Annotated in this window: 23 protein-coding genes; 10 read left to right on the forward strand and 13 right to left on the reverse strand. The window is 40.7% G+C overall.

The genetic code is table 11. The features are described 5' to 3' along the window. Positions 1-130: 130 nt before the first annotated feature. The 5 genes from JFU56_RS16110 to JFU56_RS16130 form a co-directional block, all read right to left on the reverse strand. Positions 131-1411 carry an extracellular solute-binding protein gene (locus JFU56_RS16110; protein ID WP_198438294.1) on the reverse strand — a complete coding sequence of 427 codons (1281 nt, stop codon included), beginning with the start codon at positions 1409-1411 and terminating at the stop codon, positions 131-133. A gap of 6 nt (positions 1412-1417) precedes the next feature. After that, positions 1418-2356, reverse strand: coding sequence for a carbohydrate ABC transporter permease (locus JFU56_RS16115; protein WP_198438295.1), 939 nt, complete (start codon positions 2354-2356; stop codon positions 1418-1420). Between the two features lie 11 nt (positions 2357-2367). Then, the gene (locus JFU56_RS16120; RefSeq protein WP_198438296.1) at positions 2368-3288 is read right to left on the reverse strand and encodes a carbohydrate ABC transporter permease; all 921 of its coding nucleotides are present in this window, start codon (positions 3286-3288) and stop codon (positions 2368-2370) included. A 116-nt stretch (positions 3289-3404) separates the two neighbouring features. Then, positions 3405-4322: a LysR substrate-binding domain-containing protein gene (locus JFU56_RS16125; protein WP_198438297.1), complete on the reverse strand. Its 918-nt coding sequence runs from the start codon at positions 4320-4322 to the stop codon at positions 3405-3407. Positions 4323-4400: 78 nt separating this feature from the next. Then, entirely contained in the window at positions 4401-4754 is a 354-nt protein-coding gene (locus JFU56_RS16130) for a multidrug efflux SMR transporter (RefSeq protein WP_198438298.1), read from the reverse strand. A gap of 411 nt (positions 4755-5165) precedes the next feature. Between JFU56_RS16130 and JFU56_RS16135 the strand changes: the two genes are divergently transcribed. Together JFU56_RS16135 and JFU56_RS16140 are read left to right on the forward strand one after the other, a co-directional pair. Then, the gene (locus tag JFU56_RS16135; protein ID WP_198438299.1) at positions 5166-6278 is read left to right on the forward strand and encodes a ferredoxin reductase; all 1113 of its coding nucleotides are present in this window, start codon (positions 5166-5168) and stop codon (positions 6276-6278) included. Between the two features lie 10 nt (positions 6279-6288). Continuing rightward, on the forward strand, positions 6289-7419 hold the full coding sequence (locus JFU56_RS16140; RefSeq protein WP_198438300.1) for an acyl-CoA desaturase: 1131 nt from the start codon (positions 6289-6291) through the stop codon (positions 7417-7419). A gap of 120 nt (positions 7420-7539) precedes the next feature. Here JFU56_RS16140 and JFU56_RS16145 read toward each other — a convergent pair whose 3' ends face one another. The 6 genes from JFU56_RS16145 to JFU56_RS16170 are packed head-to-tail and all read right to left on the reverse strand — an operon-like array spanning position 7540 to position 12894. Beyond that, a complete protein-coding gene (locus JFU56_RS16145) occupies positions 7540-8202 on the reverse strand; it encodes an HAD family phosphatase (protein WP_198438301.1) in 663 nt (220 codons plus the stop codon). Between the two features lie 11 nt (positions 8203-8213). Then, complete coding sequence (locus JFU56_RS16150; RefSeq protein ID WP_198438302.1) at positions 8214-9230, reverse strand: ABC transporter ATP-binding protein; 1017 nt, start codon at positions 9228-9230, stop codon at positions 8214-8216. Next, positions 9230-10018, reverse strand: coding sequence for an ABC transporter permease (locus JFU56_RS16155; protein ID WP_198438303.1), 789 nt, complete (start codon positions 10016-10018; stop codon positions 9230-9232). The genes JFU56_RS16150 and JFU56_RS16155 overlap by 1 nt, the downstream gene beginning before the upstream one ends. Beyond that, positions 10005-10898 carry an ABC transporter permease subunit gene (locus JFU56_RS16160; protein ID WP_198438304.1) on the reverse strand — a complete coding sequence of 298 codons (894 nt, stop codon included), beginning with the start codon at positions 10896-10898 and terminating at the stop codon, positions 10005-10007. Before JFU56_RS16160 ends, JFU56_RS16155 begins: the two co-directional genes overlap by 14 nt. Further along, positions 10895-11785 carry an alkaline phosphatase family protein gene (locus JFU56_RS16165; protein ID WP_198438305.1) on the reverse strand — a complete coding sequence of 297 codons (891 nt, stop codon included), beginning with the start codon at positions 11783-11785 and terminating at the stop codon, positions 10895-10897. Before JFU56_RS16165 ends, JFU56_RS16160 begins: the two co-directional genes overlap by 4 nt. A gap of 59 nt (positions 11786-11844) precedes the next feature. After that, a complete protein-coding gene (locus tag JFU56_RS16170; protein ID WP_198438306.1) occupies positions 11845-12894 on the reverse strand; it encodes an ABC transporter substrate-binding protein in 1050 nt (349 codons plus the stop codon). Positions 12895-13215: 321 nt separating this feature from the next. Between JFU56_RS16170 and JFU56_RS16175 the strand changes: the two genes are divergently transcribed. From JFU56_RS16175 to JFU56_RS16205, 7 genes are all read left to right on the forward strand, one after another. Beyond that, positions 13216-13794, forward strand: coding sequence for a cache domain-containing protein (locus JFU56_RS16175; protein ID WP_198438307.1), 579 nt, complete (start codon positions 13216-13218; stop codon positions 13792-13794). Between the two features lie 193 nt (positions 13795-13987). Beyond that, positions 13988-15379 (forward strand): hypothetical protein, encoded by a 1392-nt coding sequence (locus JFU56_RS16180; protein ID WP_198438308.1) that lies wholly within the window; start codon positions 13988-13990, stop codon positions 15377-15379. A 256-nt stretch (positions 15380-15635) separates the two neighbouring features. Then, complete coding sequence (locus tag JFU56_RS16185; RefSeq protein WP_198438309.1) at positions 15636-16250, forward strand: trimeric intracellular cation channel family protein; 615 nt, start codon at positions 15636-15638, stop codon at positions 16248-16250. A 124-nt stretch (positions 16251-16374) separates the two neighbouring features. Then, entirely contained in the window at positions 16375-16839 is a 465-nt protein-coding gene (locus JFU56_RS16190; RefSeq protein ID WP_198438310.1) for a YbaN family protein, read from the forward strand. A gap of 185 nt (positions 16840-17024) precedes the next feature. Next, on the forward strand, positions 17025-20141 hold the full coding sequence (putA, locus tag JFU56_RS16195) for a bifunctional proline dehydrogenase/L-glutamate gamma-semialdehyde dehydrogenase PutA (protein ID WP_198438311.1): 3117 nt from the start codon (positions 17025-17027) through the stop codon (positions 20139-20141). Positions 20142-20172: 31 nt separating this feature from the next. Continuing rightward, entirely contained in the window at positions 20173-20910 is a 738-nt protein-coding gene (locus tag JFU56_RS16200; RefSeq protein WP_198438312.1) for an aldehyde dehydrogenase family protein, read from the forward strand. 177 nt (positions 20911-21087) lie between these two features. Further along, positions 21088-21552, forward strand: coding sequence for a methylglyoxal synthase (locus JFU56_RS16205; protein WP_198438313.1), 465 nt, complete (start codon positions 21088-21090; stop codon positions 21550-21552). Between the two features lie 114 nt (positions 21553-21666). On the opposite strand, the gene ribA is transcribed toward JFU56_RS16205, so the two are convergent. Together ribA and JFU56_RS16215 are read right to left on the reverse strand one after the other, a co-directional pair. Then, positions 21667-22275: a GTP cyclohydrolase II gene (ribA, locus tag JFU56_RS16210; protein ID WP_198438314.1), complete on the reverse strand. Its 609-nt coding sequence runs from the start codon at positions 22273-22275 to the stop codon at positions 21667-21669. Positions 22276-22530: 255 nt separating this feature from the next. Further along, positions 22531-23118 (reverse strand): super-infection exclusion protein B, encoded by a 588-nt coding sequence (locus JFU56_RS16215; protein ID WP_198438315.1) that lies wholly within the window; start codon positions 23116-23118, stop codon positions 22531-22533. A 196-nt stretch (positions 23119-23314) separates the two neighbouring features. Between JFU56_RS16215 and JFU56_RS16220 the strand changes: the two genes are divergently transcribed. After that, positions 23315-24280, forward strand: coding sequence for a bifunctional precorrin-2 dehydrogenase/sirohydrochlorin ferrochelatase (locus JFU56_RS16220; protein ID WP_198438316.1), 966 nt, complete (start codon positions 23315-23317; stop codon positions 24278-24280). The last annotated feature ends 85 nt before the right edge of the window (positions 24281-24365 follow it).

Raw genomic sequence — 24365 nt, forward strand, 5'->3', positions numbered from 1 at the left:
TTATGTTGGTGATGAATGTTGAACACTCACCACCAATATTTACTTTTACTTTTATTTTTAGTCTTATATTTATTTAGTTTTTTTATCTATGCTTCTATTTCTTTTTATTTATATAGAGGCATAGGTAAGTTTAGCGATTCGCACGGTCTAGTGCGCGCTGCGCACGTTTAGCCGCTTGCTTAAGCGCTTTTTCAGCTGGAATATTTTCAATCAAGATCTGATCTGCAGCAATAGAAAGTGCATCCGTGATCTTGCCCTTCGTTGGGTCAAAGAAGTCCTGACTTGCTGTACTTGCTTGCAGCAATGGGATCAAGGCTTGTGGGTTCTTAGCCGTGTAAGCTTGGTATGCTGGCACTTGTTTTACACTCTTACGTACTGGGATATAACCTGTGGTCATAGACCAACGAGCGGTATTTTCTGCCGATGTGTAAAACTTCATGAATTCGAAAGCACCTTGTGCAGCATTATCATCAGTGCCTTTTGGCATCACAAAACTTACTGCGCCCGCTTGTGGTGCCGCTGGGTTATTCCCCCAACCTGGTTGCGTCGTCGCGCCGAGTTTAGTGAAATCAAGATCCCCTTGATCGCCTGATGAACCGGTATAACCCAACGCACGATCTTTCACTACATCATCAATGGTTTTGTACCAGTACTCCCAGCCTTGGCCACCGTGATGAATACGCATTGTTTCATCTTCATGGATCCACTGACGGAAACTATTCCAAACGGTTATCCACTCAGGAGAATTAATTAAAATTGTTTTGCCGTCATCACTAATGATTTTTCCGCCATTAGAATAGGCCGCATCAATTAAATTTTCTTCACCCCACATCGGCTCCCAACCATAAAATGTCGTGTTACCTTTAGCATCTTTTTTGGTGACAGCAGCAGACACTTTCGCTACACCTTGCCATGTGCTTAAGTCTTTTGCGGTGAAACCATGATCAGCTAATACTTGTTTGTTGTAATAGAAGATCTGCGTGGTGCCATAAGCGGGAAGTCCGTAGACCTCACCATTTTCGGCAGTGACTTGATCGCGAAATGCATCAAGAAAATCAGCATAGTTAAAGCTGCTATCCATGTAAGGGCGAATATCTCGAGTCAGATTTCGCGCTACCATCATTTTCGCTTGGCTAGAATAAAGTAAGGCAAATTCAGGTGCGGTTTTTGATGCTAAACCAGCTTGTAATTTTTGATATGTTTCATCGTAATTACCCTGCTGCGCACTCTTAATGACATAGTCTTGCTGGCTACTGTTAAATTCAGATACCAGAGAGGTCATTAACTGCTGCTGCTTTGAGCCACCAGAATACCAAAAGTCCACTTCGGTTTTCGCCATTGCGCTACCTGCGAACGAAAATGCGCCCACTGCGTAGCTAGAACATACAATTGCTAATGTTTTCAGTTTCATGTTTATTTACTCTTTTACGCCGTTATCGGCAATGCCGGACAAAATTGTTTTTTGACAAATAATGAATAGAATCAACAGTGGCATTACTGCAATGGTGCTTGCTGCCATAATCTGTGACCAGTTTAAGCCGTAGTTACCTTCGGCAATAAAGAACTGCCTGATCCCCGTTGCAATCAAATTAAGATCTTGTGAGGTGATAAGTAGGCTTGGCCACATATAACTGTTGTAGTTAGTAATAAAGGTAATCAAGAACAAGGTAGCTAACGCTGCTTTGCACTGTGGTAGCACGATTGCCCAAAGAATTTTAATTTCTCCAGCGCCATCAATTCGGGCCGCTTCAATCAGTGATGGATGCACTTTTAAAAATACTTGGCGCAGGTAAAATACCCCGAATACACTGGCGGCATTCGAGATGATTAAACCGGTGTGGCTATCAAGTAAGCCCATATTCGCCAAGGTAATGTAAGACGGAATATAAGTCACGGCGCCGGGTAGCATGTAACAAGCCATGACGATGAAATAGAGCACGGTACGCGACTTAAATTTAAGTTGGGTGATGGCATAGGCAAACATTGCCGAGTTAATCATGACGATTAGCGTAGTGAAAAATGCTACGCTGAAACTGTTCATTATGTACAAACCAAACGGCGCACTTTCAAATGTGTCGACAAATGTTTGCCAATGAAATGTGTCCGGCAAGATGTTCAGTGGATTACTAAATATCTCATCGTTGGTTTTCATTGAACCCGATATCATCCATACAAACGGGAACACCATAATCAAACCAGACGCGCTTAAAAAGCCGTGTTTTACTATCAAGCTAGCGAATGATTTCATTAATGCATTCATCGGTGTTGCTGGTTTTATCATTTTGCTATTTGCTGTTATTTTTGCTTCGCTACCTTGGTCATGTCCCAAGGGTAAATCAATAGATTGAGTGCTCATCCGTATTTTCCTTAGTAATATATCCAGCGTTTACCCATCTCGGTATTAATCAATGTTAATACACCGGTGATAGCTAAAATGATGAGTGATGTTGCTGCTGCTGGGCCCATATCATATTGCTCAAATGCTTGCTGATAGAACAAATATAATAGTGTACGGGTACTGCCGCTTGGGCCGCCTTGCGTTAATATTTGGAATTGATCAAAGGCTTGTACCGAATTGATCATGTTGACAATAATAAGGAAAAACGTGGTTGGCGAAATCAGTGGTAAAGTGATTTTAATGAAGCGAGTTAGTGGGCTACAGCCATCAATTAATGATGCTTCATAGAGTGACTCTGGTATCTTGTTTAATGCACTAATGAAAAATAACATGGTCCAGCCAACTGCTTGCCAGACTGTTACGATCACCACGACAGTCATTGCTGTATCACCACTTTCTAACCAAGGTATCGGGTCGATGCCCACTTTGCCGAGCAGTAAATTTGCTAAACCTGATTTGGTTTCAAATACCCATGACCAGACGATAGATACAGCCACTGTTGGCGTGATCCAAGGTGAGAAAATCACTGCGCGGTAAAGTTGGCTGCCGCGAAAGTTTTTATGCAGCAATAAGGCAAAGCCCAATCCTAACATCACCGTCGGAATAACAACGCCCAGTGAAAACAGGAAGGTATTGTAAAGCGCCTCAGTAAAGTAACTATCTTCAATCATATATTGATAGTTTTCAAAACCGACGTAGCTGTATTCTGGGGAGATATAATCCCAGTCAGTAAAGCTGATGTAGATGCTCCAACCAAATGGCACAATCCAAAAAGCCAATAGCGGGATCAATAAAGGCGCTATAAATAATAGTACCTTTAGTTTCTCCGACATAGTACGCGACATAGTGTGGGAGGTGGCACGTGATAGTGTGTGTGAATTAATCTTCATGCTGAGTTTGTCCTTAACTGTATGGAAGCATCATAGAGTGGCACTGTGACAAATTTGCTTGTGTCATCATCATATTTTCCATCGTCAGACATAAGAAAAAGTGATGGCTATATCGATTACGCATTAGAAAAAACTACTGGGTTAGCATCATTGCTATTTGGTTGTCTGCTGTATTGTTGCTCTAGCCAATCGCAAAAAAAATTTACTTTGGCGCTACGCTTATTGGCTGTAATGATGTAATGGCTTGAATCTGAGGGCATACTGCCTTCCATCGCCAGCACCAGTTCGCCAGATACCAGTGCTTTTTCCGCGACTAACGAGCGAACTAGCATTAAGCCAATGCCTTGCTTTACGGCTTCTAAAGCATGTAGTGAATTACTTATTTCGAGTTGAATATTAGGTGAGACGGGCGGAATATCATGATGACATAACCATTGCATCCAGCTTTCTTCATAACCTTTGACTTGAATGGCGGGCAGTTGCGAAATATCATTTTTTTCTAGTGCATCAAAATGTTGTTGTTTGAATGCAGGGCTACACACCATGCTCCATTGCTCTTGGCATAGGCGTTTTGCTTGAGTGTCTTCGCTGTCGATAAAACCATTGGTGATCTCAACATCGGCATCACTGCAGGGCTGTCGAGATGGCCAATCAACTAACGTCAGATCTAATTTAATAAAGGCAAATTTATTGGTGAAATTAGCTAATTTGGGGATTAACCAATTGTGGCAAAATGATGTATTTATTTTAATGCGCAAGACATCAGATTGTTGTTGACCAAATAGTATTTGAGTTTGTAATTTAAGGTGTTGCAGTGATCCAGATACCACGGGTAAGTACTGCTGTGCGGCTTGGGTTAATGTCACGCCACGTTGATTACGAATAAACAAAGTACAATTAAGGAATAGTTCAAGATTTTTTAGCTGTTGGCTTACAGCGGCTTGAGTCACGTGCAGTTCACGCGATGCCGCGCCTATTGAGCCGAGCCGAGATACTGCTTCGAAAGCTAATAATGAACGTTGTGGTGGAAGCATACATAACCTTAACCATAAAATAGCTAAGGTAGTGTATTTTTATGACAGTATGATGAAACTCATTGATACGACTACTTATTAATGGCTAATCGTGGTTGAAAAGACATTAATAATGACACTGCCGAGTAAGATCAAGCTTATTCCTAAGATGGCAACCCAGTCGAGCTGTTGGCCATACCACAACCAGCTAATCATAGTGACAAGTACGATACCAGCCCCACACCAGACCGCATATGCGATACCAATCGGCACTGATTTGATGGTGATCGACAGTAAAAAAAATGCCAACGCATAGCAAATTAATACAATCGCACTTATTAATGGTTGACTGAATTGCTGAGTTTTTGGTAATAGCGAAGTCGCGATCACCTCAAAGATTATCGCAAGCAGCAGTAATAAATTAGGTGGCATGGTTGTCAGTATTTTCAGCATGGCTTTTTATCGTTTCTATCAATATTAATGAGCGCGCCACAATACCTGAATAACATGACAGTATCCAGCGCGTCAGTATTAGATTTATTGATGTAGCTGTTAATTTAAATTAATGCTTGGGTATAAGCGGTAAGTGATTTGTATATGTTGATATAGGATCTTGATTTTGTACATCCGTGAGTTGGTTTTTTAGTAATTAGTTATAAATAACTCACTGAAATCACTTGGTAAACATTTGAGGGGACACTTGTGCACTTATTGTTCAGGCTGTTAATTTGACCGCTTGTTTATAAGGTGTTGTATAAACAGGCTAATTTCAATTTATGTAAGTTTTCAATTTAAGTGTAAATACTGATGGATCATTCTAGAGTACGGGTGTAAGCTCACTTCAACTTTTAGGGAGACCGCTATATGCTTAATGTTTTAACCAATAAATTATCACTGACGTTATTTAATAACGATACGTTTAAGGCTTACTTCGCCCCATTTTCTGCTAAACCGATTTCCGTACTTATGGGTGAGATGTTTGCTGCGACAGTCGTCAAAATGCAGACTGAAAATAATGATATGTATTCATTAACATTAGCGATTTCAGGTAAAGTGAATAAACAGGGATTTTCATTCCAGCCTGGTCAATATATTGAACTGCAAGTAAAAAAGAATGGCAGTTACATTAAACGTCCTTTTACTATTTCATCTTCGTTAGCGCAGTTCCAGCAAGATAAAACCATCACCTTAACCATTAAAAAGCAATTTGAAGGCCGTGTTACCCCCTGGTTATCAAGTGCGATTAAGCAAGGCGATTTATTAGGTATTTCACCTGCGAAAGGTGACTTTGTATTGAACCGTTTATCAAAAAAGGCAGCAAAGAAAGAGGTGATATTTATTGCTGGTGGCAGTGGCATTACGCCTTTTCATAGCTTGCTGTTATCACATGTTGCGAATAACCCGACGATTAACTTCACTCTATTGTATTTTGCCCGTGCTAATCAACATGCATTAAACGGCAGCTTAGTGGCATTAGAGTTAGAGCATAACAACTTCACCTTGAAATTATTACAACGTGAGCGAGATGGCCATTGTTCTGCAGCCCATATCAATGCCGTGACGAGCGACTTACAGCATAGTGAAGTTTATATTTGTGGTCCAAATAGCATGATGGATAGTACTCGAGAATTATTATTGGACATGGGTCTACCTGAAGGTGCACTGCATCTTGAGCAGTTTGGTTTAGCCAGTTTTCGTAATGTCGATTTGAATGTCGTGCGTAACGTGTCGTTTGCTATAACCAATAAAGATGTGGTTGTTGATGAAGACAATCAGAAAACACTGTTAATGCTCGCCGAGGATAATGTTGTACCAGCTAAATATGGCTGCCGTATGGGTATTTGCCAAGAATGTAAATGTAAAAAAGTAAGTGGCGTGGTTTATAACAGCCAAACAAAAACATATTCAGATACCGGTGAAGAAGATATCCAAGCTTGTATCAGTGTACCAGTGACTGATGTCGTGATTAATTTATAGGGATAAGATGATGGCAACGTTAGATACAAAATTTAGTCAAAAATTAAATGAAGAGCAGTTAGAACAGTTGGCAATAGATCTTGATGGCGTAAAAGCCAAAGCCATGGAACAAGTAGGTAGTACGGATGAACGTTATATTAAAAAGATTGTTCGTCTGCAGCGTAGCTTAGAAATTGCGGGACGTATTTGCTTGGTATTGGGTTTTATGTCGCTGTATTTCTGGGGAGTGGGCGTGCTGCTATTAAGCGCATCGAAGATTTTAGATAATATGGAAATTGGCCATAACGTGCTGCATGGTCAATATGATTGGATGAATGATCCAACGCTGAACTCGCAAACGTTTGAATGGGATAATGCGTGTAGCTCGGAATCATGGAAGCGCGTGCATAATTACGAACACCATACTTACACTAATATTGTCGGCAAAGATCGTGATTTTGGTTATGGATTACTACGCTTAAGTGATGATTTTTCTTGGCGTCTACGTAATACATGGCAGTTTGGTACTTACCTGGTGCTCAGTACTTTATTTCAATGGGGGATCGCATTCCATGAAATGGCTGGTGAACGGGTATTCTTTGGTAAGAAAAAAGCGGGTCGTGAATCACACGTTGATGTTGAGCAATTAAAGAAAGTATTCTATAGCAAATCAACGCGTCAAATTCTGAAAGATTACGTTATCTTCCCACTCTTAGCTGGTCCATTTTTTGTGATGGTATTGCTGGGTAATTTAGCGGCTAATTTACTGCGTAACTTTTGGACTTCAACTATTATTTTCTGTGGTCACTTTCCAACAGAAGTGTATACCTTCACCGAAAAAGAATGTGAAAATGAATCGCGTGGGCATTGGTATTATCGTCAAATATTAGGTTCAGCAAATTTAACTGGCCCTAAATGGTTCCATATTTTAACAGGTCATTTAAGCTGCCAGGTAGAGCATCATTTATTTCCAGAAGTACCTGCACATCGTTATGTTGAAATGTCGAAAGAAGTGCAAGTTATTGCGGCTAAATACGGCATTGCTTATAACACTGGTAGTTTCTTTAGCCAGTATGCTTCGGTCGTACAACGGGTTATTTATTTCTCATTCCCTGTGGGTAAAGTGACAGGTAAGAAAGCGGCGCTGTATCCACGATTTTAATCAGCTAAGCTAATAGAAATAATAGAAATAATAGAAATAAAAAAGCCTGACGGTTAACTACAGTCAGGCTTTTTTGTGTCATCAAATTTTAGCTATTTATTCATTCTGTCATCTAACTACTTACTGGTGCCACGACAATTGTGGCCAGTTTTGAACTTGTGCATGCTGGGCTAATTGTGGGCAAGGGTTAACAACATGCGGATATTGGCTAAATAAGCATAACGGCAGATCGTTAATCGAATCAGTATAAAAGTAGCTGTCGGTATAGATTGCGGTTTGTTCTGCCAACCAAGATTGTAACCGGATGACTTTACCATGACGGTAACTGGCAACACCAAGAATATTAGCCGTGTAGCAGTCATCTTCTATCTGCATATCAATCCCCATCGCATGCTCAACACCTAGTTTTATCGCTACTTTTTTAACAATAAAACTCACCGTTGCTGAGATTAATACCGTGGTTATATTATCTTTTTTTAGTTGTTCTAGCAGTTGTTGTGCTTGTGGGAATACGGTCGGCATAATGTATGTTTCGACACATTCATCAACCAAGCTATCAACTTGCTGTGTAGTCAAATGTGCAAGCGGTGCCATGGCAAAATTAAGGTATTCTGGCATATCCAATTCACCGGCAGAATAAAGGCCCATTAAGCGTTTATCTTCAGCTAAAAAATTGCTGTCGGTGACGATACCTTTCTCGACTAAAAATTGATGCCATAACATGGCGCTATCAGCACCAATTAACGTTTCGTCTAAATCAAAAATATACAGTGGTTGGCTCATAGGAGGCTCTCTTAACTGACCTGTTGTAATTCGTTTAGGTTAAACAATAGTTCTAGCGGTGTACCCGTCGCGAATAAGCGTTCTGATGAACGATTTAATAAATCGACGGTAATATCACAGCCTTTTACATCGACCTGATAACGGATCACATTTCCCAATAATTGGTGGTTTTTAATGACACCTTGAGTTGGGCGAGAAATATGCGCACCATAATCACGGCCTGATTCACGTACATAAATTGATTCAGGGCGGATAGCTAATTTATTTTTAATGCTCACCCCAAGTACATCTTGCGCTTGCTGCGCTGATAATAAATTATAATTACCCATGAATCCGGCCACAAATTCATTGTGGGGCTGAGTATAAATTTGTTCGGCACTGCCTTGTTGTACAATCGAGCCTTCATTCATCAAAAAGATACGATCAGACATGGTCATAGCCTCTTCTTGATCATGGGTTACAAATACTGTCGTCAGGTTAAGTTCTTTTTGAATATCACATATTTGTTGGCGTAAATGTTTACGGATACGGGCATCCAACGCTGACAGGGGTTCATCAAGTAATAAAATATTTGGCTGTACGACTAATGCACGCGCTAAGGCGACACGTTGTCTTTGTCCACCTGATAACTGGTGTGGGTGCTGGTTTTCTTTACCTTTTAATTCAACTAATTCAATGACGCGTGCCACTTGTTTCGCAATCTCATCTTTATGCAGTTTTTTCATTTTTAAACCGAAGGCGATGTTATTCGCTACGGTCATATTAGGAAATAAAGCATACGACTGAAACACCATGCCGATATCTCTTTTCTGCGGTGCTAAGTCGGTAATGTTTTGCTCTCCAACCCATATTTCACCAGTATCGACACTATTAAGTCCGGCGAGGCTACGTAACAAGGTTGATTTACCACAGCCACTCGGACCGAGTAAGGTAACAAATTCACCTTGGGCGATGTGGAAGTTAATGTCAGAAAATACGGTATTACTACCAAAGCTTTTTTGTAGATTTTTTACAGTAACAAAACTCATTATTGAGCTCCTCGGCTAATACGGCTGGCCAACCAAGTGAAAAGGAAAATAAAGGCGAAATAAGTCATGACTAATGCAGACGTGAAATGACCACTGGTTTGACGCATGTTATATAAATAGATTTGCAGGGTTTCATAACGCGTCCCCACCAAAATGTTCGAAAATACAAATTCACCCAATAAGAACGAGAAAGATAAAAACAGCGACGCGAGCAGTCCTTTCTTCAAGTTAGGCAAAATAATCAGGAAGAAGGCTTGAGCCGTGCTCGCGCCCAGTAAGTGCGCTGCATCCATCAGGTCAGCTAAATTAATCGCTTCAAAACTATTAGCAATGGCGCGATACATGAACGGCAGGGCAATCGTGAAATAAGTACCGATTAAGATCCACGGCGTACCAACAATTTGTATTGAACTGTCTGCATATATTTGCAGTAAACCGACAGACGACACCACTGGCGGTACCGCAAAAGGTAATAAGATCAGGATATTCATCAAGCCATTTAATTTAGGGAAATAATAAAACACCACAAAAATGGCTGGAATGATCAACAGGGCACTTAATAGTAACGCACTAATACAAACAAGCAGTGAGCGACCAAATGCAGCGATAAAGCGCGGGTCTTGCCATAACTGGCTATACCAATCAGTCGTAAAGCCGTTTGGTAAGATAGTTGCGCCCCAGCTCGATGAAATTGAATATACAAACGTAGCGAGGATCGGAATGATCAATACTGCTATCGTGCTATAAACAATGACTTTATGGAACAGCGAAGAATTAGCGTTTTGCATGGTAACTCCGACTAATAAGTAGTTGGTTTATAAGCGTAATGAACGCCAGTAATAAAATAAGTAATACTGAAATCGCGGCCGCTAGGTTCGGTTCAAGGAAGATATCGCCGGAGACGAGACTGGCAATGCGCACAGTAATGACATTGTAGTTCCCCGATGTTAACGCGTAGATACTGGCATAAGCGCCCATGGCATTGGCAATTAAGATGATAAAGGTGCCAAGCAAGGCTGGTGATAATACCGGTAGACCGATGTAACGCCAGAACTGCCAATTTTTAGCACCAAGCAAAGATGATGCGGCTTGCCAGTCATCACTCAGGGCATCGAATGCAGGGTAGAGTAGTAAGGTCGCAAGTGGCACTTGAAAATAGATATAAATAGCCAGTAATCCCCACTGACCATACAAATTAAAATCATCAATAATGCCGTACTTTTTCAGCAATAACGTCAATGCGCCGTTAAAACCGAGAATAATAATAAAGGCAAACGCCAATGGCACACCGCTAAAGTTAGCGGTCATGTTGGTAAATGAAACGATCAAGTCTCGAGCGCGAGAATCAAAACGACGTAATGAAGACACAAATAATGCCGCAATGATAATAGCGATAAGGCTTGAGGTGACCGCTAGCCACAAGCTGTTACTGAAACCTTGTAGAATAAAAGCGGAATCAAAAATTTCTTGATAATTTTCTAGGCTAAATTCATCTTCATAAATGAAACTATTGAATAATACCCACAGCATAGGGGCAATTTGAAACATAAAAAACAGCAGTGCAAACGGCAATAAGACTAATGCCGGTTTAAATTTAGTTAATCGCAATAGTTTGCGAGTTGACTTGATGTTTGAGGTTTCCACTGCGGGAACTGAAATAGTGTTCATAGACTATTTACACTCTTTTCTACTTGGCTATTCGTGTTTGTGTCGATAGTGCAGGGCTGTTGGCGAATAAGTTCAGGTTGCTTGTTTAATAGCGCTGAATTATAAGATTTACCATGGTCGACCAATCCTAATAGTTGGCAAACGTTGCCACATAACTCGGTTTGTTTCATCGCAGTTGGTTGGTGGCTAAAGCCGTCACCGATAACAAACAAAGGCACTGCGCGTTCTTCGGGTAATATACCGCCGTGGGATTTATCATTGTTCATGCCGTGATCACTGGTGATAAGGATCTGATACCCTGCGTCTAACCAAACATCAACATAGTTAGATAAGATGATATCGGCCCGGCGCGCGGTATTACGATATTGGCTCGAATCTAAACCAAATTTATGGCCAGCATCATCGATGTTCATCGGGTGAATAAGTAAAAAATCAGGGTTGTGTTGTTGACGCAAATTTTCAGCATCTAGAAACACCATTTCATCAGGGTAGTGGTCCATATGATAGAAACAACCATGCTGAATATTTAGGCTTGGAGCGTCAGTAAAGCGATCGCGCACGGCATTGTAAGGGGCGATGTTATATAGCTCACTCATCCAATGATAAGCCGCAGCTGCTGTGGTTAATGATGCTTTCTTCGCTAAACTAAATACGCTGCTATGATGTGACAGGCGGACAATATCATTATTCACTATGCCGCTTTGTGCAGGTGTAACCCCTGTTAATAAACATTCATACAGTGGGCGAGACATTGATGGTAATTCACTGATAACCGGATAAAGTGTTGCTCGATCTTGCTCTATTAATGCATTCAAGTAACCCATGCAATCATGGGCTACTTGATGATTAAGACCATCGAGAACAACAAGAATGACTTTATTGTTCATTAGCTGCTCTTTTAGTGGATGTGAAATAGTATTTTTAGTTAATATGAAAGAGTTCGTTTTTACTGGATATGCAGAAGTACATTTTCTTGCCATTGGCGCGGTAGTTTACGTGCTGTTTTTTCCCAGGCTTTAAAATCAGTGACCGAATGTACATTGTTGTATTGTTCATTTGGTAATAGTTGCGCTTGGATTTCAGCTGGTAGTGTTACGTTGTCACGGATTGGACGTGCATAACCTTGCGCTAAATTAATTTGGCCTTTATCACTGAAAATATATTCACGCGCCAGTTTTGCCGCATTCGGATTTTGAGCATATTTGTTGATAATAGTGGTGTAACCAGATATCACTGAACCATCTTGTGGAATTGATACTGTGAAACGGCTGCGGTCGATTTGATCGCGATAGTTCAAGGCATTAAAGTCCCAAAGAATAGCCACTTCAACTTCGCCTTTTTCAAGATTAGCTAAGCCAGGATCATTAAGTGATAAACGACCTTGCTTGGCAAGCTTAGAGAAGAATGTGACTGCTGGTTTGATATTTTTTTCGCTGCCACCCAGTGCAAAGGCTGCCGCTAATACAGCGTTGTTCGCTTGTGATGCGATACCGACATCACCGACAGTAACGCGGTAATCACCTTTGAGAATATCGTCCCATGATTTAGGTGGATTTTTAACTAAATTGTTATTGGAAATAAATGAGATAGTACCCGTGTAAGCGAGAGCCCAATGACCGTCTTTATCTTTAGCCCAGTTAGGAATGCTGTCCCAAGTTGTTGGTTTATAAGCTTGTGTTACGCCTTTTTTTACAGCTACACGCGCAAATGCAAAACCTACGTCACCAATATCTGCAGTTGCATTGGTTTTTTCAGCTGAGAATTTAGCAATTTCTTGTGCCGAACTCATATCTGTATCTTGGTGTTTTAAGCCATAGAGCTCGCCCAAGTCAGCCCAAGTTCCTTTCCAGTTCGCCCAGCTATCTGGCATGCCGACACTGTATACAGCCCCTTCTTTTTTTGCTGCGCTAATCACTGAATCAAGATTATCATTGGCATTTACAACTGTAGTCATCAAACTTGCGATTAATGTAGTACTGGTTAGTAATGTTTTCATTATCTCTATCTTCCTAGGCAGGTGAGTAAGTACGCTGTGCATGTTATGTTTTTTATGTGACAGCTTTTATGCATTTTTATGACGTTTTAATGACAGCTTAATTAAACTGTAATAATGATTATTTTTTATTTTAATAAGTAACTTATCTTAAATATGAGTATTATTTATTAGCATAATGAGCTGGCAAGCGGTACTTTTGTGGTAGGTATGACCATTCGTATTTTTGCGGTTTCGATTTGTATTTTTGTCCTGTATGATCGCTCGTCCATTAGCAACAGAAGGTTGAACTAATAAGGATGTGAATGTTCATTAAGTTAATTAATGTCAAAAGCAATATCACTAGAAAAAAAACTGCTATTAATAGCTGTAAGTTTATCTTTATTATTTATAGGGTTAAGCACGAGTTATTTTTTATATGTCCGTAATAATGTAATCGATCAACGTCGATGTGCATTGGAACCCCGCATTCATTTTATCGGCACTCTCATTAACGGTTATTATCAACGTTACCTTGACGGTGACTTGAGTTTGGCTCAAGCACAGCAACAAGCGATCGACGAAATTCATCAGATTAACCAAGTAAATAAAAATTACATTTTTGTATTTAATGATGATTATCTACTTTTAGAATCAGTGAATAATGCGACGATGCGGAATCAGAACGTCAAAGAAGCTCGTGATATCAATGGTGTTAAGTTATATCAATTATTGTATAAAGAGGCTGTATATCGTCAAAATGGGGGCTACTCGCATTATTTTTACCACTTTAATGCCGACGGTACGGAGCAAAAGAAAATCTCTTATAGCCAATACTTTAAACCTTGGGGCTGGATCTATGGTGAAGGTGTTTATATCCTCGACGTCGATACGTCTATTTTCAATATGATGACATCATACTAGACCGATATTTCAACGTTATATTGTCATCAAAAAACCTCAGTTTGCTGGGGTTTTGTTGTTTCTGACATCGACTTTTCTACTGCATTAATCAATATCGCTCTACATCTTGTCCCCGTTAGTATTAGGATTGGCCTTATTATTGCACGTAAAACGAAATTACCAATATTTTGACGGTGTGAGCAAGGAATAGAAGATGAGAAAATTAGTAATAACTTCACTAGTGGCAAGTGTAATGCTATCTGGCTGCGGCAGTGGTGGCGGTGATAGTAGTAATTCAGATTCCGGTTCTACACCAATCACTAAGTATGCGTTTCAGTTTGTGCAATTAGTTGAACGAGATGAAGGTACAGGTACTGCTAGTTGTACTCTGTTTGATGTTGACGGTCAGACGGCAGGCAAAGAAACATATGCAAGGGTAGCCAAAGATGTCACGGTAAAAATTTATGATGAGGATGGTAATTTTGTAGAAGATTTATCAGACTCGGTTAGTGATGTTGGTGTATTAAATGTTGCTAAAAATGATATAGAGGATGGCGGTTATTTATCTATTATTGACTCGCCGAGTACTGAAGATAAATACTATAAAGTATTGTCCATCCAGAAAGCATTACTGGGTGATATTCTTATTGAAGTGAACCGAAATCAAGGTGATGTGTCTTGTTATACTACGGATAAAGCCGCAAAACTAGATACTGGTTATGCTTCGGTGCATACCACTGCTATTACCGCGAATGCTTATGCTTTTAACTCATCACAGAGTGAGCTTGCAGCCGATATTGCGACGAGTAAAGAAGTCAGTGCATTTGATAGTGAAGATGTACTTGTACGCGCCTATAATAACGGTTCATTAGTTGACTATGTGTTTGTACCAACGCTAACATCAGTTCAATATAAGGATCCAGTGCCTTTATCTGGTGTTGCTTTTTCTACGTATAATTGGACTATTGGATTAAATAATGATGAGCTCGATACGCTATCGGTACGGTTAAATCAAGGTGATTATAGTTATCCATGGATTGATGCAACATTTGTTACGGCTACGGGTGTGACAACTGATTTTGCTTACGTAGACACCGAAATGAGTTGGAGTTACAGCGCTACAGGTACAACAACACTAAATTGGAACTTCAAACATAATGGTACATTATCCACCACGTTAGACGTGCAATTACCAACAGAGTTAATCATCAGTGATAACGATCCTGCAATTAATACAGTGGCTTCCAATTTTGTGTTTCAAGCACAGGGTATTGATTCTACATTAACGCGTTTACAAAGGAGTGAATATGACATTCTTTATAACAGTTCGAACACATTAAACCATGTTATTTATAGCGAAGTTGCAAGTGGTGAAGATGTGGTTATTCCAAACCTTGCGTTGGCTAACTTAGACGATCCGGAGCTGGGTGCTATTAATTTGACTATAGCGGTATTATCGGCTGATACACTAACGACTGATTTACAAACATTGTTCATGTATGAACATGCAGCCTCAGATTTGGTTTCTGTTGTGTTGTCGCCTGCGGATACGGTGCAAAATAATAAAACCAAATACACGAACACTTATACTTTGCTCAATCGTTAATACGCACAATGTAAATACTGGTTATTTACAAAACCCCTTGTAAGTTATTAATGCTCACAACACCTCAGCCTGCTGGGGTGTTGTTGTTTTTTGTCATTATAATCGATGACAGGAAGGATGAATAGATCGCGTAATTCGACGAAAATAGTTGCCGTTATGGTTGCCAATGAATGAAATAACTAGGTAGACTGAAGACTTGATTTGTTGTGATATTAAGATATTCAAATAGTGAGTTTAGCGCGACAAGGAGTTGCAGATGTTGGTCTATAGCCTAGAAATGATATGCATTGTCGCGTTCGCACTCAGTGGTGTATTGGTTGAATCTAATCGGGGTAAAGATATAGTCAGTATCATGATGCTAGGTTGGATCACGGCGTTAGGCGGTGGCACCTTGAGGGATCTTATTTTATCGGCGGAAACTATTTTTTGGATCCGCGATCCGAGTTATTTCTGGACCGCATTACTCAGTGCCGTTATTGGCTTTTTCACTATTACCCATATCCGTAAAAACCGCCTTAATAAACTGATCATTATGTTTGATACTATTGGCGTATCGCTATTTTCAGTACTTGTCACCCAACAGTTATACAGCGGTGGTTATGCTGCTTATGTGGCAGTGTCTATGGGTATTGTCACCGCTATTTTTGGTGGGGTATTACGGGATATTCTCGCTCATCGGCAAACCTTATTTAATAATACCGAACTGTACGCTACGCCGATTATTTTAGGCTGTTGTTTGTATATCTTGTTGGTGAACTTAGCTGTCGATACGATAGTAGCTGCGCTGAGTTGTATGATATTTATCGTCGCTGTACGTTGGTATATCGTGGTTAAAAGAATCCATTTCCCGGCATTTCTATTATTAAAATGATGGTATCGTGAATTAAAATAATCATACGGTGAGAGTTTAATGCTTGTGCAGCTTTATGATCTGACATCGTTGGGTTATGGTGCTATATGTATATTTTTAGATAACAAAGGTGGCGAAAACTATCATGACTAAACCAACAGCCAAGCAAAATATAAATCAATCTAATCATGTTGCTAATGAACTGCTTGTTGATGAACCGATCGTGGTTGAAAGTTATTTAGTCTCGCAACCGTGGCGTGCACTATTACTTTTGGCGGGTTGTCTTGCTGTTACTTTAGGTGTGCTTGGTATTTTCTTACCACTGCTACCAACGGTGCCATTTTTATTATTAGCCGCTGCTTGCTTTAGTCGTTCTTCACGCAAACTACAATTATGGTTGTTTAACCATCATTATCTTGGTCCTTACTTAACTAACTATTTATTGCGTAAAGGCATCAGTAAAAAGCAGTTACTGAGTTCACTCTCGAGTATGTGGTTGGCGATGTTGTTAGCGATCTATTTTGCCCCTATCTGGTATGTGAAAATACTATTAGTGATCACGGCTTGTCTTGTTAGCCGTCACCTTCTATCCTTACAACGCTTACCATAATCACCAGTTTTATTATTTTTATATGGCATTTTGGCTTAAATATCCGCATAAACTGAAGTGAAGTACTAATTATTTTATATAAAACGCATTTTCTTTCTATTTCTGCTAACTAACTCATATTATTTTCGTATCTTTAATGTAACACTCTCGCAGCATTAAATTTCGTAAGTTAAGAGGCCCTTGGTATGTTTAAAGCGTTAGATGCACTTTCTCCGTCGTTTATAGATCGTCCTATGGATGAACTTTGGCAGTTAATATCTCCTTTATATATGGTTGATGAGTCAAAATGGTTAGCAGAATTGCTACCAATGGCCCGCCCATCTGCAGAAGAGAAATCTCAGATCACCACCAATGCAACTGTGTTAATCGAACGCGTGCGCGCTGATAAACAAGCTATTCAAATGATTGATGCCTTGTTATTGGAATACAGCCTAGATACCAAAGAAGGTATCTTGTTGATGTGTCTTGCTGAAGCCTTGATGCGTATTCCTGATGCGGCAACAGCGGATGCATTAATCCGTGACAAATTAAGCGTAGCAGATTGGAAATCACATTTAAAAAATTCTGATTCGACCTTTGTGAATGCATCGACATGGGGACTATTACTGACTGGTAAAGTCGTCAGCATGGATCGTAAAGACACTAAATCAGCGGGTAATACCATTAGCCGTTTAGTCAATAAAGTATCAGAACCGATCATTCGTCAAGCAATGAACCAAGCCATGAAGATCATGGGACATCAATTTGTATTGGGTCGTGACATTGCTGAAGCACAAAAAAATGGCCGCCCACAACGCGATAAAGGCTTTACCTACTCATTCGATATGTTAGGTGAATCAGCCTTAACGACTGATGACGCCAAGAAATATTTTAATGATTACATTAAAGCGGTAGAAGCGGTTGGTAAAAACAAATATGCCAACGATAAAACGCCTGCGCCAACGGTATCAATTAAATTATCGGCATTGCATCCTCGTTATGAAGTCGCTAACGAAGCGCGTGTGATGACGGAAATGCACGACACTGTATTAGAGTTATTATTACGTGCACGTGATTTAGATGTCGGTATTACTATCGATGCGGAAGAAGCTGATCGTTTAGAACTATCATTAGCCTTGTTTGAAAAACTGTACCGTAACCCGAAACTGCAAGGTTGGGGTAAATTCGGTATCGTTGTACAAGCTTATTCTAAACGTGCGTTGCCAACATTGATTTGGCTTGCTGCATTAGCGAAAGAGCAGGGTGATGTGATTCCATTACGTTTAGTAAAAGGCGCTTATTGGGATACAGAACTTAAATTATCACAGCAAAATGGCTTTGATGCATACCCGGTTTATACACGTAAAGAAGCGACAGATGTTGCCTATCTTGCCTGTGCTCGTTTCTTATTAAGCGAGCAAATTCGCGGCTGTATCTATCCACAGTTTGCGAGTCATAATGCGCACACCGTATCAGCAATTGCGACAATGGCTGAACATAAAGACTATGAGTTCCAACGTCTACACGGTATGGGTGATGCACTCTATAACCACGCATTAGAAATATATGGTGTGGATGTACGTATCTACGCACCAGTCGGTAGCCACAAAGACTTACTGCCATACTTGGTACGTCGTTTATTAGAAAATGGCGCGAACAGCTCGTTCGTACACCGTTTAGTTGATGCTGATTGCCCTATTAGTGAATTAACAGAACATCCGGTTGATACCTTAGAAAGTCGTCCTACTTTTCATAATAGTTTGATCCCATTGCCAACGAAAATTTTTGCAGGGCGTAAAAATTCATGCAACATTAACGTTGATATTATCAGTGAGATCAAACCGTTTAATAATGAACTGACTTTACAGATGCAAAAAACATGGCAAGCAGCGCCAGTGGTTAATGGTCAAGTGATCACCACTGAATTAGAGAATGCGAAGCCAGTTAGCGCCCCTTACGATCGCCGTATTCATGTCGGTCAAGTATTGTGGTCAACACCTGCAGAAGTAACAACTGCACTTGATACTGCCGCTGATTTCTTCCCAACATGGTCTGCTGTACCTGTTGCGCAGCGTGCTGAATATTTAAATAAAGTCGCTGATTTATTAGAAGAAAATTTAGCAGAATTAGTGGCGTTATGCCATAAAGAAGCCGGTAAAACGATTCACGATAGCTTAGATGAAGTGCGTGAAGCGGTCGATTTCTGTCGTTACTATGCAATGCAAGCCACTGAAAATTTCTCGGTAGCTAAAAACCAAGTACGTTTTGATGGTATTGCCCAGCAAGTAACACGTCAGGGACAAGGTGTATTTGTTTGTATTAGCCCTTGGAACTTCCCATTAGCGATTTTCCTTGGTCAAGTTGCAGCAGCGTTAGTGGCGGGTAATACCGTGATCGCTAAGCCTGCAGAGCAAACTAGCTTGATTGCGGCACGTACGATGGAACTGATGTTAGAAGCTGGTCTACCAAAAGAAGCTGTGCATTTACTGCCTGGTAGCGGTGCGACGGTTGGTTCATTATTGACTGCTGACGAACGTATTGCGGGTGTAGTGTTTACTGGTTCAACAGAAACAGCGCAAGTGATTAACCGTGCATTAGCGAAGCGTGACACTAACGTGGCGACGTTGATTGCTGAAACGGGTGGTCAAAATACCATGATCGTTGATAGTACGGCGCTGCCAGAGCAAGTTGTTCGCGATGTGATGCGATCTGCATTTGCCTCTGCGGGTCAACGCTGTTCAGCACTACGCGTATTGTTTGTACAAGAAGATATTGCTGACCGTATTACCACGTTGATTAAAGGCGCAATGCAAGAATTGCATGTTGGTCTGCCACAGCAACATCATACCGATGTGGGTCCAGTGATTGATTTACTGGCGAAGAAAAAACTACAAGCGCACATTGATAAAATGCGCGGCACAAGCAAAGTGGTTGGTGAAGTGACGTTGAGTGATGAATGTAATTTTGGTGACTTTATTGCGCCTATCGCATTTGAAATTGACAGTATTAACCAACTAGAAAATGAACAGTTCGGTCCTATTTTACATATCGTGCGTTATAAAGCGGCTGACTTAAGCAAGGTGATTAGCGAAATCAATGCCACTGGTTTTGGTTTAACCATGGGGATCCACAGTCGTAATGAACGCAGCTACACTGATATCGAACGCCAAGTTCGAGTGGGTAACTGCTACATCAACCGCGACCAAGTTGGTGCTGTTGTTGGTGTACAACCATTCGGTGGACAAGGGTTATCAGGTACGGGTCCAAAAGCAGGTGGTCCACATTACCTCTATCGTTTCACTAAGCAAGTTGTTAGCGCTTAAGCTGCGCCACTGTAAATTAAGGAGTTAAACCATGGTTGTAAAAAATAAAGTAGTACAGACGCAGCAGCTGATTGAAACTGGCCTTTGTGCATGGGCAAGTTGGAATGATCTTGGTGTGATCGCTCGTGCAGAGTTGATTGGCAAATGGGTTGATATTATTAGCCAAGAAGCGGCACTGGGTAAACTTGCTGGTGAAATGGCTAAATACCAAAAACACCAAGCTATCACGCTTATCGGCGATGAAAAATTAATGCCAGGACCGACAGGTGAAGTGAATGAACTTTACAGTGCTGGACGTGGTTTATTTGTTGTTGCGGCGACAGACGCAGAGCAAAGCAGCACGATTAATGCCATTGTTGGTCATATCAGTGCAGCCTTGTTAGCAGGTAATACCTTGGTATTAGCACTGCCGCAAGCACAACAAGCATTGCAGTTTGTATTACTTAATACGTTACACGCAGCAGGTGTTCCTGATCTTGTTGTGCAAGGCGCAGAAGAAAGTGAGCTGACGGCACTGATTGAATCACCAAAAGTAGCGGGTGTTGCTTTTACTGGTGATGATAAAACGGCGCAAACGATTAACCGCACGCTATCAACGCGTGATGGTTTATTGGCGCAATTAGTTGCTGAAGTCAGCGGCAGTGCATTAGCGTATGTCACGGATACTCACTTTATCCTGCGTTTTATTACCGAGCGCACACGTACGATCAATATTACTGCTGTTGGTGGTAACGCGACCTTGTTAGAACTTGGTGGCGGCGACCATTAATTACGAGTCTAATGACAAGCGTCGTTAATCGTGTAATAAATACAGTAATACCAATAACCCAGTTCAGGTACTCATTCCTGAGCCTGAACTGGGACTCCCATCCGTGTATATCCGCTTGTTTAGTAGTATCATCAGCCTCATTATCTTCAATTGTTTTAAATTAACAGTAGGTCACTGATGCAAAAAATTACCCGTTGCATGGCAGTTAACAAACGTATCGCGCTTGTAGCCCATGATCACATGAAGTCTGATTTAATTGCTTGGTCAAAAGCACGTGCAGATATCTTGAAAAAACATCACCTGTTCGGTACTGGTACCACGGCAACGTTATTAACTAAACATGTTGAACTGCCAGTGAAAGCACTGTTCAGCGGCCCAATGGGCGGTGACCAACAGCTTGGTGCCATGATTGCAGAAGGCGAGATTGATATGATGATCTTCTTCTGGGATCCGATGAATGCGGTACCACACGATCCCGATGTAAAAGCATTATTACGTTTAGCGGCAGTATGGAATATTCCTGTAGCAACCAACCCTGCGACCGCAGATTTCATTATCGACTCAATTCATACTAGCAGTAAGTATGAGCATGAAATTCCAGATTATGAAGGTTATCTAGCTGAGCGCACAAGCGAGCTTTAACGTGGCTGTTAATCATCTTTATTTTAAACGGTTATTTTAAATAATGGTGTAAAACGTATAACAGCAGCCAATGGCTGCTGTTATTTCGTCTAATCTTTATAGATACAAAAAGTCTTAATCTTCTTTGAAATGCTTTTCAGTCATCATATGGCCAAGCTCGTCTGCTTTGGTTTTTAAATAATGCTCGTTATGCATATTTTTACCCACTTGTAATGGCTCACGTGCCACGACATTCACGCCGTATTCTTCCATCGCCGCTAATTTTTTTGGGTTATTGGTCATTAACTTCACTTTGTTAACACCAAGATGAGCAAGCATAGGTTCGCACATTGCATAATTACGTAAATCAGCAGCAAAGCCTAACTGTTCATTCGCTTCAACTGTATTGGCGCCTGCATCTTGTAAATTATACGCACGGATCTTGTTTAACAGACCAATACCACGGCCTTCTTGACGTAGGTAAAGAATAAAACCTGAGCCTGCTTCAGTAATATTTTTCATTGCCGTTTCAAGTTGGAAACCACAATCACAACGTAAACTAAACAGTGCGTCACCGGTTAAACATTCAGAATGGATACGTCCTAGAATGACTTCATCGCTCGTTAACTCACCATAGGTAAGCGCAACATGCTCTTTACCTGTTTCTGAGTCTTCGAAGCCGTGCATGGTGAAAGTACCAAAAGGTGTAGGTAGTTTTGAAGATGCGATAAATTTAATAGACACGGGTTACCTCTTACTATTCATCGCTACTGAGCACAATGAACGTCTAAATGGGATTACTTTGGGCTAGTTTACGCGTTTATGGCTGCAATCTGAATAGAGAATTGTAAAAAGACGGGATAATTATCATTCGCTGTAATGATCACGGCAAAGTTCGATAGATTATGTACTTTGCCGTGTGTTTTATAGTTGAGTTTACAGTGTCGTTTTCGTGCACGTTCGTGGCCTTGCGTCAGGTTAATTCGTCACGCTTTAGCTTTAGTGACGAACGTAAAACTCTTTGGCAAATGCTGGTCGTGCTGATTTCAATGCTTTTGCTTGTAGCTCTGTCATTTTCCCTTCTGGGAAACCAAGGGCTTTATGATCCAGTAATGGCCGTGCTTTAATATTGATACATAATTTAATTTTGCTGCCAGTACCAATAATTTCCTGGCTGTTTAATGCTGGAACTAAAATGCAGTTTTCGACTAAATTCGCGACTGCAGCCATTTCTAATGGCAGAGAAATAATGTCTTTCTTTTGGAAAATAAATTCACGGATGACCGCTTGTTCTGACGTGTTCATTACCTTGACCATGGTGTTTATCTTAAACATGGTTTCGTTGTCTGATTTTTTATCGATCACTGATTGTCCAGCTTGAACGAGAAATAAGGCAATAAAATAAGCAATCGCAGAAATCACGATAATCGAAATATAACCACGGTATTGGGTAACCCATTGTTCTAAACCTGATACCGACAGTGCAGTGGTTGGCAATAGTAATACCAATGTCGCAGCAAGCAGTAACCACGTGGTGGCAATGTTTATCTGTTTGTAATTTTGAATATACTGTTTAAGTTCGTGCATGATAAACCTTCTCCTGATGACCGGAGTCAAAAAATTGTCTGACGCGTGACATTATTACTACTATTTCACTCAATCTGTAATGTAAGCATTTTCTGTGCCACTAAATTAATTATTTTCTATAGTCGTGATGTTGATGACTATCAGCAGGTTGCGCCGTATACTAACCACTGTTTATGCACTTTTAAATGGATGTAACATGCAGTATTTGCCAATTTTTATGGATGTAAATAATAAAAACGTACTGGTCGTTGGTGGCGGTGAAGTCGCAAGTCGAAAAGTTGACTTACTATTGAGTGCTGGCGCCAAGGTCACGGTTTTATCACCACGCTTAAATGACACCCTGCAGCGTTATTGTGGTCATGACAGTAATAGTGACGGTGCCAAAATCATGGCTATCATCGATGGTTACAGCAGTCATTACCTTGACGACTTTACTGGTGGTTATGCGATGGTGTGGGTAACAACCGATAACACCGTGCTGAATAAGCAAGTATGGCAAGATTGCTGCGAACGTAACTTATTAGTTAACGTGGCCGATCAACAAGAGTTATGTGAATTTATCACGCCTTCTATTATCGACCGCTCTCCGTTGCAAATCGCGATCTCTAGTGGTGGCACTGCGCCAGTATTGATCCGTTATTTACGTGAAAAACTCGAAGCTTTATTACCAGAAACGCTGGGATTACTTGGCGCATTCTCTGGTGAGCAACGTGATCGTGTGAAACAACAATTTAATAGTGTGACTGAGCGCCGCCGTTTCTGGGAACGCTTCTTTAGCTCTAAAGCAGTATCACTCGCCACTGATAAAGCGCAATTACAGCAAGAATTTGACCTGCAATTAGCAACCCCACAGGGTGATGTTGCTGGTGATATTTATTTAATTCAGCTACCAGATGAAACGGATCTATTACGTTTACGTGCGCTGCGTTTGATGCAACAAGCAGATGTGATTTTATATGTGGACGGCGGTCATGACAGCATGGCTGAGTTTATTGAATTATGCCGTCGTGATGCCGAACGCTATCCGACATTAAGTGCTGATTTTGCTGCACAAGCGCAAATGCGCCAGCAGCAAGGTGAACGTGTGTGTTTGTTGATAAATGATAGCACGCAGTTTGAGATGCTTCATGAGTCGCTAAACGCGGTGAGTGTTGTCGCCTAATTATGATTGCTTAATAACTATTGCCTTATAACTATCGATTAATAACTGCTGCTTAATTGTGGCCACTAATAAACATGGACAGACG

This window comes from Moritella sp. F3 (genome assembly GCF_015082335.1).
Classification (GTDB): Bacteria; Pseudomonadota; Gammaproteobacteria; order Enterobacterales; family Moritellaceae; genus Moritella.

Coding starts and splice junctions, on each gene's coding strand:
- JFU56_RS16185 (WP_198438309.1), top strand. CDS start 15,636: ATGTTGGTCTATAGCCTAGAAATGATATGCATTGTCGCGTTCGCACTC.
- putA (WP_198438311.1), top strand. CDS start 17,025: ATGTTTAAAGCGTTAGATGCACTTTCTCCGTCGTTTATAGATCGTCCT.
- JFU56_RS16220 (WP_198438316.1), top strand. CDS start 23,315: ATGCAGTATTTGCCAATTTTTATGGATGTAAATAATAAAAACGTACTG.
- JFU56_RS16215 (WP_198438315.1), bottom strand. CDS start 23,118: ATGCACGAACTTAAACAGTATATTCAAAATTACAAACAGATAAACATT.
- JFU56_RS16115 (WP_198438295.1), bottom strand. CDS start 2,356: ATGAGCACTCAATCTATTGATTTACCCTTGGGACATGACCAAGGTAGC.
- JFU56_RS16110 (WP_198438294.1), bottom strand. CDS start 1,411: ATGAAACTGAAAACATTAGCAATTGTATGTTCTAGCTACGCAGTGGGC.
- JFU56_RS16150 (WP_198438302.1), bottom strand. CDS start 9,230: ATGAGTTTTGTTACTGTAAAAAATCTACAAAAAAGCTTTGGTAGTAAT.
- JFU56_RS16155 (WP_198438303.1), bottom strand. CDS start 10,018: ATGCAAAACGCTAATTCTTCGCTGTTCCATAAAGTCATTGTTTATAGC.
- JFU56_RS16140 (WP_198438300.1), top strand. CDS start 6,289: ATGGCAACGTTAGATACAAAATTTAGTCAAAAATTAAATGAAGAGCAG.
- JFU56_RS16130 (WP_198438298.1), bottom strand. CDS start 4,754: ATGCTGAAAATACTGACAACCATGCCACCTAATTTATTACTGCTGCTT.
- JFU56_RS16125 (WP_198438297.1), bottom strand. CDS start 4,322: ATGCTTCCACCACAACGTTCATTATTAGCTTTCGAAGCAGTATCTCGG.
- JFU56_RS16145 (WP_198438301.1), bottom strand. CDS start 8,202: ATGAGCCAACCACTGTATATTTTTGATTTAGACGAAACGTTAATTGGT.
- JFU56_RS16190 (WP_198438310.1), top strand. CDS start 16,375: ATGACTAAACCAACAGCCAAGCAAAATATAAATCAATCTAATCATGTT.
- JFU56_RS16135 (WP_198438299.1), top strand. CDS start 5,166: ATGCTTAATGTTTTAACCAATAAATTATCACTGACGTTATTTAATAAC.
- JFU56_RS16120 (WP_198438296.1), bottom strand. CDS start 3,288: ATGAAGATTAATTCACACACACTATCACGTGCCACCTCCCACACTATG.
- JFU56_RS16165 (WP_198438305.1), bottom strand. CDS start 11,785: ATGAACAATAAAGTCATTCTTGTTGTTCTCGATGGTCTTAATCATCAA.
- JFU56_RS16170 (WP_198438306.1), bottom strand. CDS start 12,894: ATGAAAACATTACTAACCAGTACTACATTAATCGCAAGTTTGATGACT.
- JFU56_RS16180 (WP_198438308.1), top strand. CDS start 13,988: ATGAGAAAATTAGTAATAACTTCACTAGTGGCAAGTGTAATGCTATCT.
- JFU56_RS16200 (WP_198438312.1), top strand. CDS start 20,173: ATGGTTGTAAAAAATAAAGTAGTACAGACGCAGCAGCTGATTGAAACT.
- JFU56_RS16160 (WP_198438304.1), bottom strand. CDS start 10,898: ATGAACACTATTTCAGTTCCCGCAGTGGAAACCTCAAACATCAAGTCA.
- JFU56_RS16175 (WP_198438307.1), top strand. CDS start 13,216: ATGTCAAAAGCAATATCACTAGAAAAAAAACTGCTATTAATAGCTGTA.
- JFU56_RS16205 (WP_198438313.1), top strand. CDS start 21,088: ATGCAAAAAATTACCCGTTGCATGGCAGTTAACAAACGTATCGCGCTT.